This window comes from Microbacterium sp. M3, assembly GCF_033548675.1.
In the GTDB taxonomy this organism is placed as follows: Bacteria; Actinomycetota; Actinomycetes; order Actinomycetales; family Microbacteriaceae; genus Microbacterium; species Microbacterium arthrosphaerae.
Genome location: NZ_JAWTZT010000003.1, coordinates 355,598 through 371,637, shown reverse-complemented (window position 1 = coordinate 371,637; position 16,040 = coordinate 355,598). Strand labels below are relative to the sequence as shown.

12 protein-coding genes are annotated in these 16,040 nt (G+C 69.1%); 8 read left to right on the top strand and 4 right to left on the bottom strand.

What is annotated here, in order from left to right:
* Positions 1-295: 295 nt before the first annotated feature.
* Together R8Z57_RS11455 and R8Z57_RS11450 are read right to left on the bottom strand one after the other, a co-directional pair.
* Positions 296-538, bottom strand: coding sequence for an acyl-CoA carboxylase subunit epsilon (locus R8Z57_RS11455; protein ID WP_318353893.1), 243 nt, complete (start codon positions 536-538; stop codon positions 296-298).
* Positions 535-2,133 (bottom strand): acyl-CoA carboxylase subunit beta, encoded by a 1,599-nt coding sequence (locus tag R8Z57_RS11450; RefSeq protein WP_378722479.1) that lies wholly within the window; start codon positions 2,131-2,133, stop codon positions 535-537. The genes R8Z57_RS11455 and R8Z57_RS11450 overlap by 4 nt, the downstream gene beginning before the upstream one ends.
* Positions 2,134-2,343: 210 nt before the next feature.
* Here R8Z57_RS11450 and R8Z57_RS11445 point away from each other — a divergent pair, with 210 nt between their 5' ends.
* From R8Z57_RS11445 to R8Z57_RS11435, 3 genes are all read left to right on the top strand, one after another.
* Entirely contained in the window at positions 2,344-3,153 is an 810-nt protein-coding gene (locus R8Z57_RS11445) for a biotin--[acetyl-CoA-carboxylase] ligase (RefSeq protein WP_318353891.1), read from the top strand.
* A gap of 90 nt (positions 3,154-3,243) precedes the next feature.
* On the top strand, positions 3,244-3,828 hold the full coding sequence (locus R8Z57_RS11440; protein ID WP_318353890.1) for a PH domain-containing protein: 585 nt from the start codon (positions 3,244-3,246) through the stop codon (positions 3,826-3,828).
* Between the two features lie 172 nt (positions 3,829-4,000).
* Positions 4,001-5,149 carry a polyprenol monophosphomannose synthase gene (locus R8Z57_RS11435; RefSeq protein ID WP_318353889.1) on the top strand — a complete coding sequence of 383 codons (1,149 nt, stop codon included), beginning with the start codon at positions 4,001-4,003 and terminating at the stop codon, positions 5,147-5,149.
* A 239-nt stretch (positions 5,150-5,388) separates the two neighbouring features.
* Here the strand turns inward: R8Z57_RS11435 and R8Z57_RS11430 are convergent, their stop codons facing one another.
* A complete protein-coding gene (locus R8Z57_RS11430) occupies positions 5,389-6,762 on the bottom strand; it encodes a hypothetical protein (RefSeq protein ID WP_318353888.1) in 1,374 nt (457 codons plus the stop codon).
* Positions 6,763-6,828: 66 nt separating this feature from the next.
* Here R8Z57_RS11430 and R8Z57_RS11425 point away from each other — a divergent pair, with 66 nt between their 5' ends.
* From R8Z57_RS11425 to R8Z57_RS11405, 5 genes are all read left to right on the top strand, one after another.
* Positions 6,829-7,968 (top strand): 5-(carboxyamino)imidazole ribonucleotide synthase, encoded by a 1,140-nt coding sequence (locus R8Z57_RS11425; protein ID WP_318353887.1) that lies wholly within the window; start codon positions 6,829-6,831, stop codon positions 7,966-7,968.
* Between the two features lie 252 nt (positions 7,969-8,220).
* Positions 8,221-8,688, top strand: a complete 468-nt coding sequence (purE, locus tag R8Z57_RS11420; protein WP_318354085.1) for a 5-(carboxyamino)imidazole ribonucleotide mutase — start codon at positions 8,221-8,223, stop codon at positions 8,686-8,688.
* Positions 8,685-10,160: an LCP family protein gene (locus R8Z57_RS11415; protein ID WP_318353886.1), complete on the top strand. Its 1,476-nt coding sequence runs from the start codon at positions 8,685-8,687 to the stop codon at positions 10,158-10,160. The genes purE and R8Z57_RS11415 overlap by 4 nt, the downstream gene beginning before the upstream one ends.
* Positions 10,161-10,162: 2 nt before the next feature.
* A complete protein-coding gene (locus R8Z57_RS11410) occupies positions 10,163-11,293 on the top strand; it encodes a glycosyltransferase (protein WP_378722473.1) in 1,131 nt (376 codons plus the stop codon).
* Between the two features lie 86 nt (positions 11,294-11,379).
* Positions 11,380-14,850, top strand: a complete 3,471-nt coding sequence (locus R8Z57_RS11405) for a hypothetical protein (RefSeq protein WP_318353884.1) — start codon at positions 11,380-11,382, stop codon at positions 14,848-14,850.
* A 47-nt stretch (positions 14,851-14,897) separates the two neighbouring features.
* On the opposite strand, the gene R8Z57_RS11400 is transcribed toward R8Z57_RS11405, so the two are convergent.
* Entirely contained in the window at positions 14,898-16,034 is a 1,137-nt protein-coding gene (locus R8Z57_RS11400) for an NAD-dependent epimerase/dehydratase family protein (protein ID WP_318353883.1), read from the bottom strand.
* Positions 16,035-16,040 lie beyond the last annotated feature (6 nt).

Sequence of the window (16,040 nt, the reverse complement as noted above, 5' to 3'; positions counted from 1 at the left end):
CGGAGACGAAGAAGGCGAGGGGCGGCGAAGCCGCCCGCCCCTCGCCTGGCGAACGGTTACCCGAAAACCGTTCGCGTGGCCGGATCCGGGACACCCGCAGAACGGATTCGGATCGGCCGAACGCAGAAGCGTTCCAGCGGAACAAGTATCCCGAGATTGCAAGTCTCATGTCTGTAGGTATTTCGGGGGACAAATCCGAGAGCCCATGTCGCCCCTGCGGGCGGTCAGCCGTGTCTCGATACGTTCGCTGGCGCTCACTACTCGACAACCGGATTCGGGTGTCCGCCTTCGGCGGTCAGCCGAATCGGCCCCAGCCGAGATCGCGCCGGAGCGGCTCGCGCAGGGTCCGCTGCGAGAGCGCCCACGCGCTGCGGGTCGCGCGATCGTCGGCGACCGCTTCCGCGGCCTCCCCGACGTACGCCTCGCTCACGACCGCGATGAGCGCCGCGAGCTCCTCCTCCGTCGGGGTGCCCCGCCGCACGTCGATGGTGACGCCGTCGCCGGACGCGGCATCCGTCCCCCCGCGGGCGTCGCTCACAGCGGGATGTTCCCGTGCTTCTTGGGCGGCAGGCTCGCCCGCTTGCCGCGCAGCGCACGCAGCGCCTTCGCGATCGACACGCGGGTGGCCGCCGGCTCGATGATGCCGTCGAGCTCGCCCCGCTCGGCCGCCAGGAACGGCGAGGCGACGTTGTAGGTGTACTCGTTGGCGAGGCGCGTGCGCACCGCCGCGACGTCTTCGCCGGCCTCTTCGGCGCGCTTGATCTCGCCGCGGTAGAGGATGTTGACCGCGCCCTGGCCGCCCATGACGGCGATCTCGGCCGTCGGCCACGCGAGGTTGATGTCGGCGCCGAGCTGTTTGGAGCCCATCACGATGTACGCGCCGCCGTAGGCCTTCCGCAGGATGACGGTGACGAGCGGCACGGTCGCCTCGGCGTAGGCGTAGAGGAGCTTCGCGCCGCGGCGGATGACGCCCGTCCACTCCTGGTCGGTGCCGGGCAGGTAGCCGGGCACGTCGACGAGCGTCACGATCGGGATCGAGAACGCGTCGCAGAAGCGGACGAAGCGGCTCGCCTTCTCGCCGGCCTCGATGTTGAGCGTGCCGGCCATCTGCGAGGGCTGGTTGGCGATGATGCCGACCGAGCGCCCCTCGATGCGTCCGAAGCCGATGACGATGTTCGGGGCGAACAGCGGCTGCACCTCGAGGAAGTCCTCGGCGTCGACGATGCCGCGGATCACCTGGTGGATGTCGTACGGCTGGTTCGGCGAGTCGGGGATGATCGCGTTGAGCGCGCGGTCGGCATCCGTCGTCTCGAACTCGAAGCCCGTCTCGTACACCGGCAGCTCGGCCATGTTGTTGTCGGGCAGGAAGCTCAGCATGGTGCGGACGTAGTCGATCGCGTCGTCCTCGTCCTCGGCGAGGTAGTGCGCGACGCCCGAGCGGGTGTTGTGCGTGTGCGCGCCGCCGAGCTCCTCCATGCCGACGTCCTCGCCGGTGACCGTCTTGATGACGTCGGGGCCGGTGACGAACATCTGGCTCGTCTTGTCGACCATGACGACGAAGTCGGTGAGGGCGGGGGAGTAGACCGCGCCGCCCGCGGCCGGGCCCATGATGATCGAGATCTGCGGGATGACCCCCGACGCCCGCGTGTTCAGGCGGAAGATCTCGCCGTACTTGCCGAGCGCGACCACGCCCTCCTGGATGCGCGCGCCGCCCGAGTCGAGGATGCCGACGATCGGGATGCCCGAGCGCAGCGCGAACTCCATGACCTTGATGATCTTCTCGCCGGCCACCTCGCCGAGCGATCCGCCGAAGGTCGAGAAGTCCTGCGAGTAGACCGCGACGGTGCGGCCGTGGATGGTGCCGACGCCCGTGACGACCGAGTCGCCGTAGGGGCGCGAGCGGTCCATGCCGAACGCGCTGGTGCGGTGGCGCACGTACTCGTCGAGCTCGACGAAGCTGCCGGTGTCGAGGAGCTGCTCGATCCGCTCGCGCGCAGTGCCCTTGCCCTTGGCGTGCTGCTTCTCCTTGGCGACCTCTTCGGGATCGAGGACGGCCTCCTGGAAGCGAGCGCGGAGGTCGGCGATCTTGCCGGCGGTCGTCGACAGGTCGGTCTGATTCGACGGGTGAGTCACGGATTCCACCCTATCGGCGGGCGTGCGGTTGACGTTGGAGGGTTCGCACAAGGGGCCGCGGCATCCGCTGTGGGTCTGCGTCTCCTGCCGGCGCCCGCGCGGACGCTCGCCGCGGGGTTCGGCGAGCGGAACGGATGCCGCGGCCCGCTGTGCCGCGCTCGCACGCCCGTCGTCGATGCCGCGGCGCGAGGTCGCGGGTAGCGTGAGGTCATGACGAACCAGTCCGAGGGATACCCGCTGACGGCCGCCGTCAGCCCGCGCGTGCAGGTGGTCGCGGCCACCGACTCCACGAACGCCGATGTCGTGCGCCACGTGGTCGATGCCCCGCACGACTGGCCGCACCTGTCGCTGCTGCTGACGACCGACCAGCGCGCCGGCCGTGGCCGTCTCGACCGCGACTGGGTCACACCGCCCGGTTCGGCGCTCGCGGTGTCGGTCGCACTGCGCGTCGGCGGGATCCCGGCGTCCGCGCGGGGATGGATCCCCCTCCTGGCCGGAGCCGCCATGACGCGCGCGATCGCCGCGCAGCTGTCGGGATCGACGCACTCGGTCACCCTCAAGTGGCCCAACGACGTGCTGATCGACGGGGCGAAGGTGTGCGGCATCCTCGCCGAGGTCGTGCCCGGGCATCCCGATGTCGTCGTGATGGGAGCCGGCGTCAACACGCGGATGCCGCGCACCGACCTGCCGGTCGAGACGGCGACGTCGTTCGCGGTGCTCGGTCTCACGTGCGACGAGGACCGCCTCCTCGCCGACTACCTCCTCGCGCTCGACGAGCAGCTGACAGCGCTCGCGGTGGCCGGCGGCGATGCGGCGGCCGCGGGAGTGATCGCCGAGATGGAGGCGCTGTGCGGGACGCTCGGGAGCGACGTGTCGGTCTCGCTGCCCGACGGGGCCACGCTGTGGGGCCGGGCGGAGCGCATCGACGCCGACGGCCGCCTGGTCGTGCTGCAGGACGGCGAGTACGAGAGCGTGGTCTCGGCGGGCGACGTCGTCCACGTGCGCACCCGCACGGCCTGAGTTCGGATGCGTCGCCCGGTGCGACCCGGCACATGACCGAAAACGGCGGGTGAGCGCCGAAGTGTCGGCCGGTCATCGCACAATGGACCCATGACGCAGCCGACGAGCTACGGCGGCAGGCCGCTGACGCCGGCTCCCGGCGCGCCCACGCCCGAGCTGCTCGTCGCCCGTTTCCGCGGTCACGCGCGGCGCCTCACCTGGTCGGCACTCGTGCTCATCGCCATCGCGGGCGCGTGCGGCTACTTCTACGGCAACCTTCCGGCGCCGTTCGAGAACTGGATGCTGCTGGCCGCGGCCGCTGCGGTGATCCTGCTGCTCGTCGTCCTCCCTTACCTGTCGTGGCTCGGCCACGTCTACACGATCACGACCCGACGGGTGATGGAGCGCCGGGGAGTGTTCGCGGCGAAGCGCCGTGAGCTCGCGCACGTGCGCGGCTACACGCTGAAGGTGCACCGCGGCCCGCTCCAGCGGATGTGGGGTGCCGGCACGATCACCCTCGCCAACGGGATCGACGAGCCGCTGCGGCTGGCCGACATCCCGACGGTCGAGCTCGTGCACGAGGCGCTCGTCGACCAGGTCGAGGTGAACCAGATCCTCGCGCATCGCGATGCGCAGCCCTTGCCGCCGGGGCCCCCGCCGCCCGTTCCTCCGCAGCCGGTCGCACCTCCCGCCTGATCCGGCGCGTTCGTCGTCCCGCCGGTGCCCGCCGGCTGACGCGCGGCACCATTCCGCCCGGGGGTGGCGTTCCCAGGATCGCAGAGCCTGGTCGTGTAGGATCCCCGTGGCTGGTTCGCCTCCTGGCGCGTGCCACCTTGCCACGTCCGACAGCCGATCTGCGAAGTGAGTGATGGCGAACCTCCCCGAAGTGACCGTGGTCGTACCGACGTTCAACGAGTCGATGAATGTCGCTGAGCTGGTGCGGCGCATCGCCGACGCACTCGAAGGAACGCCGTCGGAGGTGCTGTTCGTCGACGACTCCACCGACGAGACCCCCCGGGTCATCGAGGAGGTTGCGGCGCTCAGTCCAATCAGCGTGCGTCTGATCCACCGTGAGAAGCCGGTCGGCGGGCTCGGGGGCGCTGTGCTCGAGGGCATCAAGAGCGCGCGGAGTGACGTGTGCGTGGTGATGGACGGAGATCTCCAGCATCCGCCTGAGGTGATACCGCTCCTTCTCAACAGCCACACGACGACGGATGCCGACGTCGTCGTCGCGTCGCGATACACCGGGGACGGCGCGGCCGACGGTCTCGCCGGTGCTGTGCGGATGATGGTCTCGAAGGCTTCGACGCTGGCGACGAAATCGATGTTTCCGCTCCGCCTGCGGAACTGCAGCGATCCGATGACCGGCTTCTTCCTCATCGATCGCCGTCGGATCGAACTCCAGACACTCAGGCCTCGCGGATTCAAGATCCTGCTCGAGATCCTCGCCAGGCAGTCGCTCCGCGTGAGCGAAGTCCCGTTCCGGTTCGCCGAGCGTCATGCCGGCGAGTCCAAGGCGTCTCTGCGCCAGGGCGTGCACTTCCTCACGCAGCTCACAGCCCTTCGCTTCGGCAAGATGTCCGGCTTCGCGCTCATCGGCGCGCTCGGCGCTGCGGCGAACCTCGCCATCATGTGGGGTCTCACCCAGGCTGGCGTCGATTACATCGCCGCAGCCATCGTGGCCGCCGAGGTGACGATCATCGGCAACTTCCTCCTTCAGGAGCGGTTCATATTCCGGGAGATGATCGGTCAGGCCTCCACCACGCGTCTGCGCTTCCTCAAGTCGTTCACGTTCAACAACGCCGAGGCCGTCATCCGCATCCCGATCCTGGCGCTCCTCGTCGAGACGTGGCACGTGTCGAGTGTCTTCGCCGCGGGCATCACCCTTGTCGCGGCGTTCTTCGCCCGGTTCTTCTTCCATTCCCTGGTCGTCTACGCGCCGCGGCGAAGCAAGACTGCATCGGCCGATGGTGTGTTGATGCTCCCGGAGGAGAGAGCGTCGCAGCGCTCCGCGTGAACGGCGATCGACACGCCGACCGATGAAGCGATCGAGGCGCGATCGCCCGCGGCCCCCGTCCAAGTCATCGCGCGGATGCCACAGGTACGAGCGGCGTGTGTCGCTCTGCTGCTGACACGTCTGTGGAAGGCGAAGAGCGACACGCGGTATCAGTGCCGTCAGGGGCGCCCTGCCTCCTCCGACCGAACGCCCCTCATACCAGCAGACCATCGCGGTGAGGCGGAGCCCGTCGACTTAGATCATCGGGCGATGCGCTCGCACTGGATCTCGAACGTCCAGTACTGCACGGGAGCGATCGGGATCTCGACGAACTCGTCGCCGGGGGACTCCTCGCACTCCTCACGCGCGTCGCTGAGTCCCTCCGACCACGTCGGCCCGACTGTCCGCAGCGATGGCACTTCTACCCGGTAGTTCACCGCGAAGATCGCGAGGCACAGCACGACGAGCGCGCCCGCGACAGCCCGATGGAATGTGGCGCGTGACAGCTTCTGCCTGCCCACGGCGAGCCCGACGTACGCGAAGAGGAGCATGAGCGGGACGATCGCATACCGCAGGAGCGGGATCCCGCTCAAGAGAGTGCCGCGGTCGGCGGTCGCGAAGTCGAATGCGGAGGACTGGTTCAGGGCATAACCTGCCGTCCAGATCGCGAGGGACGCGACGAGAATCCCTCCGGCGAGAAGCGCGCGGCCGCGCGCTCGCCAGGCCCACCAGGCCGCGCAGAGGACGAACGGGATGATCGCAGCATACGCGGCCGCCCAACCTGAATACGCAACGATCACCGACGCAGCCTGGCCTGTGCCCGATAGTCCGAGCAACGGGACCTGCATGGCGTATCCGTCGAGGATGCTGAGCACGCTCGGCAGCCCGGTACCCCAGGTCTTGCGGCCACCCCCGAGCACCGCGATCGCCTGTATCGCGGCGCCGGCACCCGCCCCGACGATGAGCGGCCAGCGACGTCGGTCCGTCACCCTCCACAGGAGGAGGGGCGTGAACAGCACCGCCTGCACTTCGCTGGTCAGCACGACGAACGAAAGGATGCCCAGCAGCACCGAGGACCACCATCGGGCCGGGCGCGCGAGGAAGAGGAAGGGAGCAAGCCAGAGGAGGAACCAGTGCGCATTTGCGATGTTTCCGATGAGTTCGTAGCTGAGCCCCGGCACGAGGACCGTCGTGAACGCGAGGAGCAGCCGGCCGGGGAGGTTCAGCCCCCATTGCCCGGTAAGGATGAAGATCAGTGCGGCCACCGCCGCCGCGACGGCACAGGCCGCGGCGGTGAAAGCCTGCGCCATCAGATCGATCGGTATGGGGATCGCGTACCAGAGCACCCATGCGACCGACTGCGGAAGAACGTGGACGTAGCCGTCGTACGAGGTGAAGACCGACCAGGGCAGGCTGCTGGGATCCAGCGCCCGCTGCGAGAATATGCGTGCGTCCTCCGCCCACCAGGTGTTGCGGACCGTCGCGGGCATCCGATACCACGCCGCGACCATGGCCACGATGAACACGGCGACCGGCGCGGCGACGGCGAGCCATGGATTTCGTTCGTGGGGTCGAGCGCTGATGGGCTCTGCTGTGGGCATGTGCGAGGAGGTCCAGTCCGCTGCGGCGATCACAGCGCCGATAATTCTTTCACATCCCACCCCGCCGCGAATCGAGGGAAGATGGGCGAGGAGGAACGTATGACGCGCATCGTAGGAGTCGTCGGGGGCGGGCAGCTGGCCCGCATGATGATCGCGCCGGCGGTCGAGCTCGGAGTCGAGATCCGCGTGCTCGCTGAAGACGAGGGGATGTCGGCATCCCTCGCCGCGACCGCTGTCGGCGACTACCGCGACGCCGCCACCGTGCTCGCCTTCGCCCGCGACGTCGATGTGGTCACGTTCGACCACGAGCACGTGCCGCAGGACGTCCTCGCGACGCTCGTTGCCGAGGGCGTCGCCGTGCACCCCGGCCCCGACGCGTTGAAGTTCGCGCAGGACAAGCTCGTCATGCGCGCCCGCCTTCAGGAGCTCGGGATGCCGCAGCCCGACTGGGCGGCCGTCACCGATGTCGCGGAGCTTCAGGCCTTCATCGACGACCACGGCGGCCGGGCTGTCGTGAAGACGCCACGCGGCGGCTACGACGGCAAGGGCGTGCGCGTCGTGTCGGCGGGCACCGAGGCGGAGGACTGGTTCGCGACGCTGGCCGAGGACGCCCGCGGCGGCGCCCTCCTCGTCGAAGAGCTGGTCGACTTCACGCGCGAGCTCGCGCAACAGGTGGCGCGCCGCCCGTCGGGGGCCGTGCGGGCCTACCCGGTCGTCGAGACCGTGCAGCGCGGGGGCGTCTGCGCCGAGGTCATCGCGCCGGCCCCGCACGCCGGGGAACGCCTCCAGCAGGTGGCCGCCGAGATCGGCGTCTCGATCGCCGAGGGCCTCGACGTCACCGGGATGCTGGCCGTCGAGCTCTTCGAGACCACCGACGAGCGGCTGCTCGTCAACGAACTGGCGATGCGTCCGCACAACAGCGGCCACTGGAGCCAGGACGGCGCCGTCACCAGCCAGTTCGAGCAGCATCTGCGCGCCGTGCTCGACCTGCCGCTCGGCGACACCGATCCCGTCGCCGACTGGGCGGTCATGGTGAACATCCTCGGCGGACCGGACGAGGACGCGCTCGACGCCCGCTTCGCGACAGCCATGGCCGAGCATCCGCAGGCCAAGGTGCACACCTACGGCAAGCCGCCGCGCCCCGGACGCAAGGTCGGCCACGTCAACGTGATCGGCGACGACCTCGATGATGTCGCCTACCAGGCCAGGGCCGCGGCATCCGTCTTCCTCGACTCCTGACGCCCCGGCCGGCGGCCTCCGGTCGTTGAACGAGGGAGCGAAGCGACCGAGACGAATCGCTCCGGCGTATCCGCCCGCCCTGACGCCGCGCGCCCACCATGCGTCTTGTCTCGCTTCGCGCCCGCAACGCCGGAAGGGACCGCGCCGTTGCGGGGATCTTCCAGCCTCGACCCCTACCCTTGACGAGTGACTGCGTCCCCCGCCGAAGCGAACCCCCTCCACTCCTCTGAGGCGCCGCTGGTCGGCGTCGTCATGGGTTCGGACTCGGACTGGCGAGTCATGAGCGACGCGTCGCAGGCCCTCACCGACTTCGGCATCCCGCACGAGGTCGAGGTCGTCTCGGCGCATCGGACCGTGGACAAGCTCGTCAGCTACGGCCGTGAGGCTCGCCCCCGGGGTCTCCGCGTCATCATCGCCGGCGCCGGCGGAGCGGCCCATCTTCCGGGCATGCTGGCGTCGCTCACCGCCCTCCCCGTCGTGGGCGTGCCGGTGCAGCTCGCGACCCTCGACGGCATGGACTCGCTCCTCAGCATCGTCCAGATGCCCGCCGGCATCCCGGTCGCGACCGTCTCGATCAACGGCGCGAAGAACGCCGGGCTTCTCGCCGCACGCATCCTCGGGGCATCCGACCCTGCCGTCGCCGACCGCGTCGAGGCCTATGCGCGCGATCTCGAAGCTCAGGTCGAGCAGAAGAACCGGCGGCTCAAGGAGTCGCTGTGAGCGTCATGAGCGCACCGCGCACGCATGCCCGCCCGGCTGGGCCGGGCGTGGTCGAAGAGCGGCCGATGCGGTATCCGGATGCCTCGTCCCGCGCCGTGATGACCCGCCGCGGGTGGTGGCTCATCGCCCTCAACTTCCTCATCCCGGGGTCCGCGCAGGTGCTCGCCGGCAACCGCCGCCTCGGTCGGTTCGGCATCGCGGCGACGCTGCTGATGTGGGTGCTCGCTGTCGTGGCGCTGCTGTTCGCTCTGCTCGCCCCGACCGCCGGGCTCAGCATCATCACGAGCGCTTGGCTGCCGGACTGGCTCGGGCTGCTGCGTCCGCTGCCGCTTCTCATCGCCCAGGGGCTGCTGATCGCCTACGCGGTGCTGTGGGCCGTGCTCACGATCGACACGCTGCGGCTGGTGCGGCTCGTCAAGACCGGCACATGGGCGCGCTTCGCGATCGCGCTCGTCGGCATCGCGCTGATGGTCGTGGCGAGCGGGACCGCCGCGTACGCCTCGAACGCCGTCGGGACGGTGCGCAGCACGATCAGCTCGATCTTCGGCGCGAGCGGTCCGACCGTTCCGCCGGACGACGGCTACTACAACATCCTGCTGCTCGGCGCCGACAGCGGCGAGGGCCGCGATTCGATGAGGTTCGACAGCATCTCGGTGGTGTCGGTGAACGCCGCGACGGGGGCGACCACGATCACCGGCATCCCTCGTGACATGCCGAACTTCCCGTTCGCCGAGGGGCCCATGCAGGACCGGTACCCGAACGGGCACGAGGGCCACGCCGACCCGAGCTGCGGCTGGGGGAGCGGCATCAACCAGCTGCGCACCGAGGTCGAGGTGTGTCAGGACGGCACGGCGCTCTACCCGGACGCGGAGGCCAACGGCTCGGAACCCGCCATCGAGGCGACGAAGGACGCCGCCGAGGGGATTCTCGGGATCACGATCCCGTACTACGTCTTCGTCGACATGCACGGCTTCGCATCGCTGGTGGATGCGCTCGGCGGCGTCGATATCAACGTCACCGAGCGCCTTCCGAAGGGCGGGCCGCCGGAGGGCGTCGACCCGCACGACGTCGACAGCTGGGCGATCGGCTGGATCGAGCCGGGCCAGCAGCACATGGACGGCGACACCGCCCAGTGGTACGCCCGATCGCGCTACACGACCAGCGACTTCGACCGTATGGAGCGCCAGCGCGAGCTGCAGGAGGCGATCCTCGCGCAGTTCACGCCGCAGGTGGTGCTCACGCGCTTCCAGGACGTCGCCGCGGCCGGCGCCGACATCGTGAAGACTGACCTGCCGCAGTCGCTCATCCCGACGCTCGTCGACCTCGGCATGAAGGCGCGCGAGCAGCAGGTGACCACGATCGAGCTGACACCCGCCGGCGGCATCGACGAGTTCGATCCCGACTATGCCTACATCGCCGAGCTGATGCAGACGACGCTCCATCCGCCGACCCCCACACCTTCGGGGGAGTGATCGTGGTTGCAACCCTTCGTGTCGTGCTCGATCAGCTCGTGGCGCCCACCGAGGCCCCGGTGGCCGAGGCGTCGCGCGAGCTCGCGCGCGCGCTGGTGATGGGCGCGCCGACGGGGTGCGAGGTCGAGGCGGTCGCCCCGGCCGGGGGAGCGGACGAGGCTTTCGACGCCGTCCCCGGGCTCGCCGGGGTGCGGCGTACGGCGCTGCCGCGTCGCGAACTCGCGGCCGCGCTGCAGCTCGGGGTGGGGACGGGTATCGGGGGCGGGATGATCCACTCGCCGTCGCTGTTCGCACCCCTCGTGCGCCACGACCGCGTGCACAACCACGACCAGACCGTCGTCACCGTGTGGGATCTGCGGCCTTGGGAGTCGCCCGCCGAGCTGCCTAAGGCCGTTGCCGCCTGGCACAAGGCGATGCTCAAGCGCGCGGCGAAGCACGCCGACGCCGTCGTGGTGCCCACGCACTCGCTGGCGTCGCGACTGGTCGAGATCGCCCCCGCGCTCCGTGGGCGCACGCGAGTGATCGCCGGTGCGTCGCCGCTCGGCTTCTCGGTGCCGACCGATGAGGTCGGGCGGCGGCGTTCGCTCGATCTGCCCGAGGGGTACGTACTGCTCGCCGGTGGGCCGCTGGGCTCGGAGGGGTTGGATGCCGGACTCGCTGCGGTGGCGGCATCCGGAATCGATCTTCCCGTCGTCGTGATCGACGTCGAAGAGGGACATGAACCCGCTGTGGCGGACCTCGGCTCGGCGGCCGGAGTGCCGGAGCGGGCGCTGCACGTGCGCGGCGTGCTGTCGGCGGACGACCGCGCGGCGGTGTTCGGGGCGGCAGTCGCGTTCGTGGCGCCGTCGCGCCGTGCGGCCTTCCCCTGGCGCGTGGTGGATGCGCTGACGTTGGGGGTGCCGGTGATCGCGGCTGCGTCGGCCGTGCACGAGGAGGTCATGCACGACGGGGGAGTGCTCGTCGAGGCGCCGGATGCCTCGGGCCTCGGTGAGGGACTGGGTGCTGCGATCGCGGCCGGTCTCAGCTCGACGTCGGCGGCGGAGCGGCTGGGCGTTCTCGCGGGCGACCGAGGGCGTGCGTTCTCGTGGCGCGAGGCTGCCGACAAGGTGTGGATGCTCCACGCGGAGATCTGAGTGCTCGGTCGTTCGGTGCGCAGATCGGCCTATTCCCTCCGGCGAGGCGTCACGTTACCATCCGTCTCATGCGTCACACTGTTCACGTGGCTGCAGGTTCCAGGGGGGAACGCCGCGTTTCGACGCGGCGTCGTATCGGTGTTTTCGCTGCGGCGTTGAGTCTGATCGGTGCGTTGCTACTTGCGCCGACGGCCGCGGAGGTTGATCCCGCGGCGGCAGCGGTCCCCTCGGCGTCGACTGCCGCGCCGGCCACGATCGCGAAAATGGCCGACCTCTCCCAGTTCCAGCCAGGACACATCATCAGCGACGCCAAGTTCTTCGATCGCGGCACCATGAGCGAGGCGCAGATCCAGCAGTTCCTGCAGTCCAAGGTTCCCAACTGCCAGGCAGGCTACGTCTGTCTCAAGGACTGGTACGACACCTCACGCGCCACGAACGCAGATGCGATGTGCGGCGCCTATCCAGGCGGGTACCGCGAGCGGGCCTCCGCGATCATCTACAAGGTTGCGCAGGCGTGTGGGATCAACCCTCAGGTGATCCTCGTCATGCTTCAGAAGGAGCAGGGACTCGTCAACCACACCTGGCCGTCGGACTGGCGCTACACGATCGCTATGGGGCAGGGATGTCCCGATACTGCAGCCTGTGACACCCGCTACTACGGATTCTTCAATCAGGTGTATGGCGCAGCCTGGCAGCTGAAGCGCTACGCGAACCCGCCTGGCACCAGCCAGTTCTTCACGTGGTACGCCCCGGGCAAGACGTGGAACGTGCGCTGGCACCCCAACGCCGCCTGCGGGTCGGCACCGGTGCACATCCAGAACCAGGCGACCGCCAACCTCTATTACTACACGCCTTATCAGCCGAATGCGGCGGCGATCCGCGCCGGCTACGGCGAAGGCGATGCCTGTTCGGCATACGGCAACCGAAACTTCTTCCAGTACTTCACAGACTGGTTCGGGTCGGTGTCGGGTGAGACGTTGCAGGTGCTCCAGGTGTCGGGAACGTCTGAGCGGTACGTCGTGAGCCAGGGGGCTCGCTGGCGACTCGCGACGGCCGAGATGGCCGCGCAGTTCACGTGGATTTCGCCCGTTCGCGACGTCAGCAGGTCGGAGATCGACGGATACCCGGATCGTGGTCCAGCTGACCGCGCGATCCGCACGTTGAGCGGCATCGTATATCTGCTGGATAGTGGTGAACGTTTCGCCGCTCGCGACGTCTACCAAGTCGCCGACTTCGGATGGGACTACGGCGGCCTTCCGGTCGCGAGCGACGCCCAGGCAGCGCGCTACCGAGACGGTGGCAGTCTGGAGCGCGTGGTCAGATCCGATGGGACAAGCTGGCTCATCCAGAGCGGCACGCGCCGAGAGATCCTCGATCTCTCAATGCTGCCCCGCTACGGCATCCCGGCGCTCGCGACGAACGTGTCGCGCGGTGTGATCGCCGAGTACCCGGTGGCAGCTCCGGTCCTCGGCGTCGGGATCTACCGCGACGCCGCGAACCCGCCTCGCATCGTGACCGATGGGGGTGTGTACACCCTGCCAGAGGCCGCCAGCGGCACCGCGGTCGCCGGCGCCTCCCGGACAGTGACTTCGGAGTCGTTTGCGTTCCTCAATCCGGTCCAATCGATGCCGCAGCGCATGACCTCCGCCGGCCGATCCTACGTGCTCCTCGATGATGGCTGGCTTGAGGTCTCGGTCGCCGACTATCCGGCGCGGCTCCCGTTCACGTCGCTGCCGCCCGGTGCGGCGGCTGGGCTGCCTTCTGCGGGTCGCGTCGCCAGCCCTCATTTCCTTCGTGAGAGATCGGACGCGCAGGTATACCTCATCTCTGGCGGCACTATGCAAGCCGTCTCGAGCGCCGACCAGGCGTTCATCACTCGCACCTATGGCGTCAACCCGCGCGTGTGGGTCGCGCTCGACGGCACCATCGCAGACGGGACGTCGATGGCGGAGGGCCTCGTGCGCACGTCGGCGGGCGCTGCGTATCTCCTCGACGGTGCGCGCGCCTACCGTTTCCGAGATTGCGGGCAGGTCGCGGCCTGGGGAAGCGACTGCAACACGCTGCGGACTGTCAGCGCGACCTCCATCGGCACATACGCGAATGCCGGCACCCTCCGCGACCTCGTCAAGGCGCCCTCTGGGACGATCTGGCTGGCGCAGGGCGGACAGTTCAGGCAAGTGCTCGACCCGGGAATCCTCGCGATGTACGGGATCTCGACGACCGCCAGCCCGGTCTCGGCTGCCACGGCGGCGACGCTCCCCGTCGGCGAGCCCGTGCTCACGGCGGGCGTGTACACCGACGGCGGATCAGGACGCATCGTCGTCACCCAGGGTGGCGAGTACACGCTCACCGATCTTCAGGCCACCGGCGTGGTGGCCGCATCCGCGCGGTCCCTTACCGCCGCGAGCTTTGCGAAGATCACGGTCGACGGGCCGCTTCCGTCTCGCATGCGCAGCGATGGAAGGGCGTTCGTCCTGACGCGGGAGGGCTGGCTCGAGGTCTCGGCAGCGGCGTACGGAGGCGACGGCGTCTTCACCCCGCTGGCTTCGCGCGCATGGACCGGCATCACCGTGGCGGGCAATGAGCAGCGGCCGCACTATATCCGCGACGAGGCGACGTCTCTTGAGTACCTCGTCTCGGGCGGGGCGATCCAGTTCGTCGCGGGGTCCGCCGAGCGTGCGGCCATCACTTCGACTTACGGGGTGCCTACGAAGGTGTGGCCGGTCGTCGGCGGCGTCGTCGCGGGCCTTCGACTCAACTACGATCTCGTCGTGAAGGATGCCTCGGGTGCGGTGTTCCTCATCGACGGAACGACACGCTATCGAATGAGCGGCTGCGGCGCAGCTGGCGACTTCGGCAGGGACTGCGCGTCGATCCGCACCCTCACGGCGGCACAGCTGTCGGGACTGAGCGACGGCGGCAACCTTGCGCCCCTGCTTCGTTCCTCTGAGGGCTACGTCTGGCTCGTACAGGGGGGAGCGCGACGCGAGGTTCCTGACCCCCGCGTCCTCGCGGCCTACGGGATCGGCACGGGCTCGACTCCAGTGTCGGCCGGCGTGATGTCTCAGCTGCGCCTCGGCCAGCCGGTGGTCGGCGTCGGAACGTACGACGACCGCGCAGGGGATGTCCGCGTGATCACCGGAGACGGGCGGACCTTCGCGCTTCCCACCGCGGGCCGGATCGGGTCGCTCACTGCGGCGGCTTGGCCGATATCACCGGCCTCCATCGATCTGCTGAAGACGGAGGGTGACCTGCCCACGCGCGTCAGCACTGGATCGCAGACCTACATCCTCACGACAGAGGGGTGGCTCGGAGTGAGTGCGAGCTCGTACTCAGGGCTCTCCTTCGCGACCATCGGGGCGCGGGCGACGGAGGGCTTGCCGTCAGCCGGATCGGAGCTTCGACCGCACTTCGTGCGCGAGTATCCGGATGCCCAGATCTACCTCGCGTCGGGTGGACTCGGTGCGGTAACCGACCCGGCCGCGCTGGCCTGGATCTCGTCTACGTACGGAGTGCCGTCGAAGGTCTGGGTGGTCCCGGATGGCACGCTCGGCTGACCGCGCAGCCGACTCGGCTGACCGCGCAGCCGACTCGGCTGCCGCGATCACTTGAGGAGGTCGCGCGCCGCCATTTCGGCAAGTGAGCGCTCGTAGCCATCCCCATCGAGGGGCTCGGTCAGCACCCACGCGACGAAACGTCGGATCCCTTCGTCGAACGGCACCTGGGCCGTGAAGCCAAGGAGCTCCTTGGCGAGCGTGGTGTCGGCGATGTTATGGCGGATGTCCCCCACGCGAAAGTTGCCCGACACGGTCACAGGGACATCCGTGCCGAAGGCCTGGAAGAGCGCGTCGACCACTTCGACGACGCTCGTCTGCACCCCGGAGCCGACGTTGAACACGCCGCCCGCGGCATCCGGGCGCGTGCACGCGAGGTAGGTCGCCTCAATGACGTCGTCGATGTAGACGAAGTCACGGCTCTCACGGCCGTCTTCGAAGACGTTGATCGGCTTTCCCTGCCGGATCAGCGTGGAGAAGATCGACAGGATGCCGGTGTAGGGGTTCTTGAGTGACTGTCCCGGCCCGTACACGTTCTGGTACCGCAGCGAAACGGCCTCAACGCCGATCGCCGGCGCGGCCGTCATGATGAGCGACTCCTGGGCGTGCTTGGTGATCCCGTAGACGGACGACGGATGCAGTCTCGCTGACTCTGGGGTCGGGATGAGAGTGAGCGGTCCGCCGTCGGCGCCGTGCACCTCGAAGTCGCCGGCCGCCATCGCAGCGGCGGATCGGTGGGAGGGGAACACGGTCTCGCCTGTCGCAGACTCGTATGCGCCCTCGCCGTAGATCGAGCGCGACGAAGCAATGACGATCCGGCGTACCGTGTGCGGCTCGTTGGCGAGCAGATTCAGCAGCTTCGCCGTGCCTCCGACGTTCGTGTCGACGTAGCGGTCGATCTCGTACATCGATTGCCCGGTGCCTGTCTCCGCGGCGAGATGCACCACGACGGTCGCGTCCGACAGGGCGGCCCGGAGGTCATCGGGCGAGGTGACCGAGCCGACGCGGACTTCGGCGACGCCGTCCAGGGATCGCAGCAGGGGCGACGTGGTCGCCGGGTGGTCGCCGTGCACCTGCGCGAGGAGCGAGTCGAGCACCGTGACGCGGTGCCCAGCCCCCGCGAGCCGGCGGGCCAGGGTCGAGCCGATGAAGCCGGCTCCGCCGGTGATCAGGACGTTCTCGGGCATGCAGTG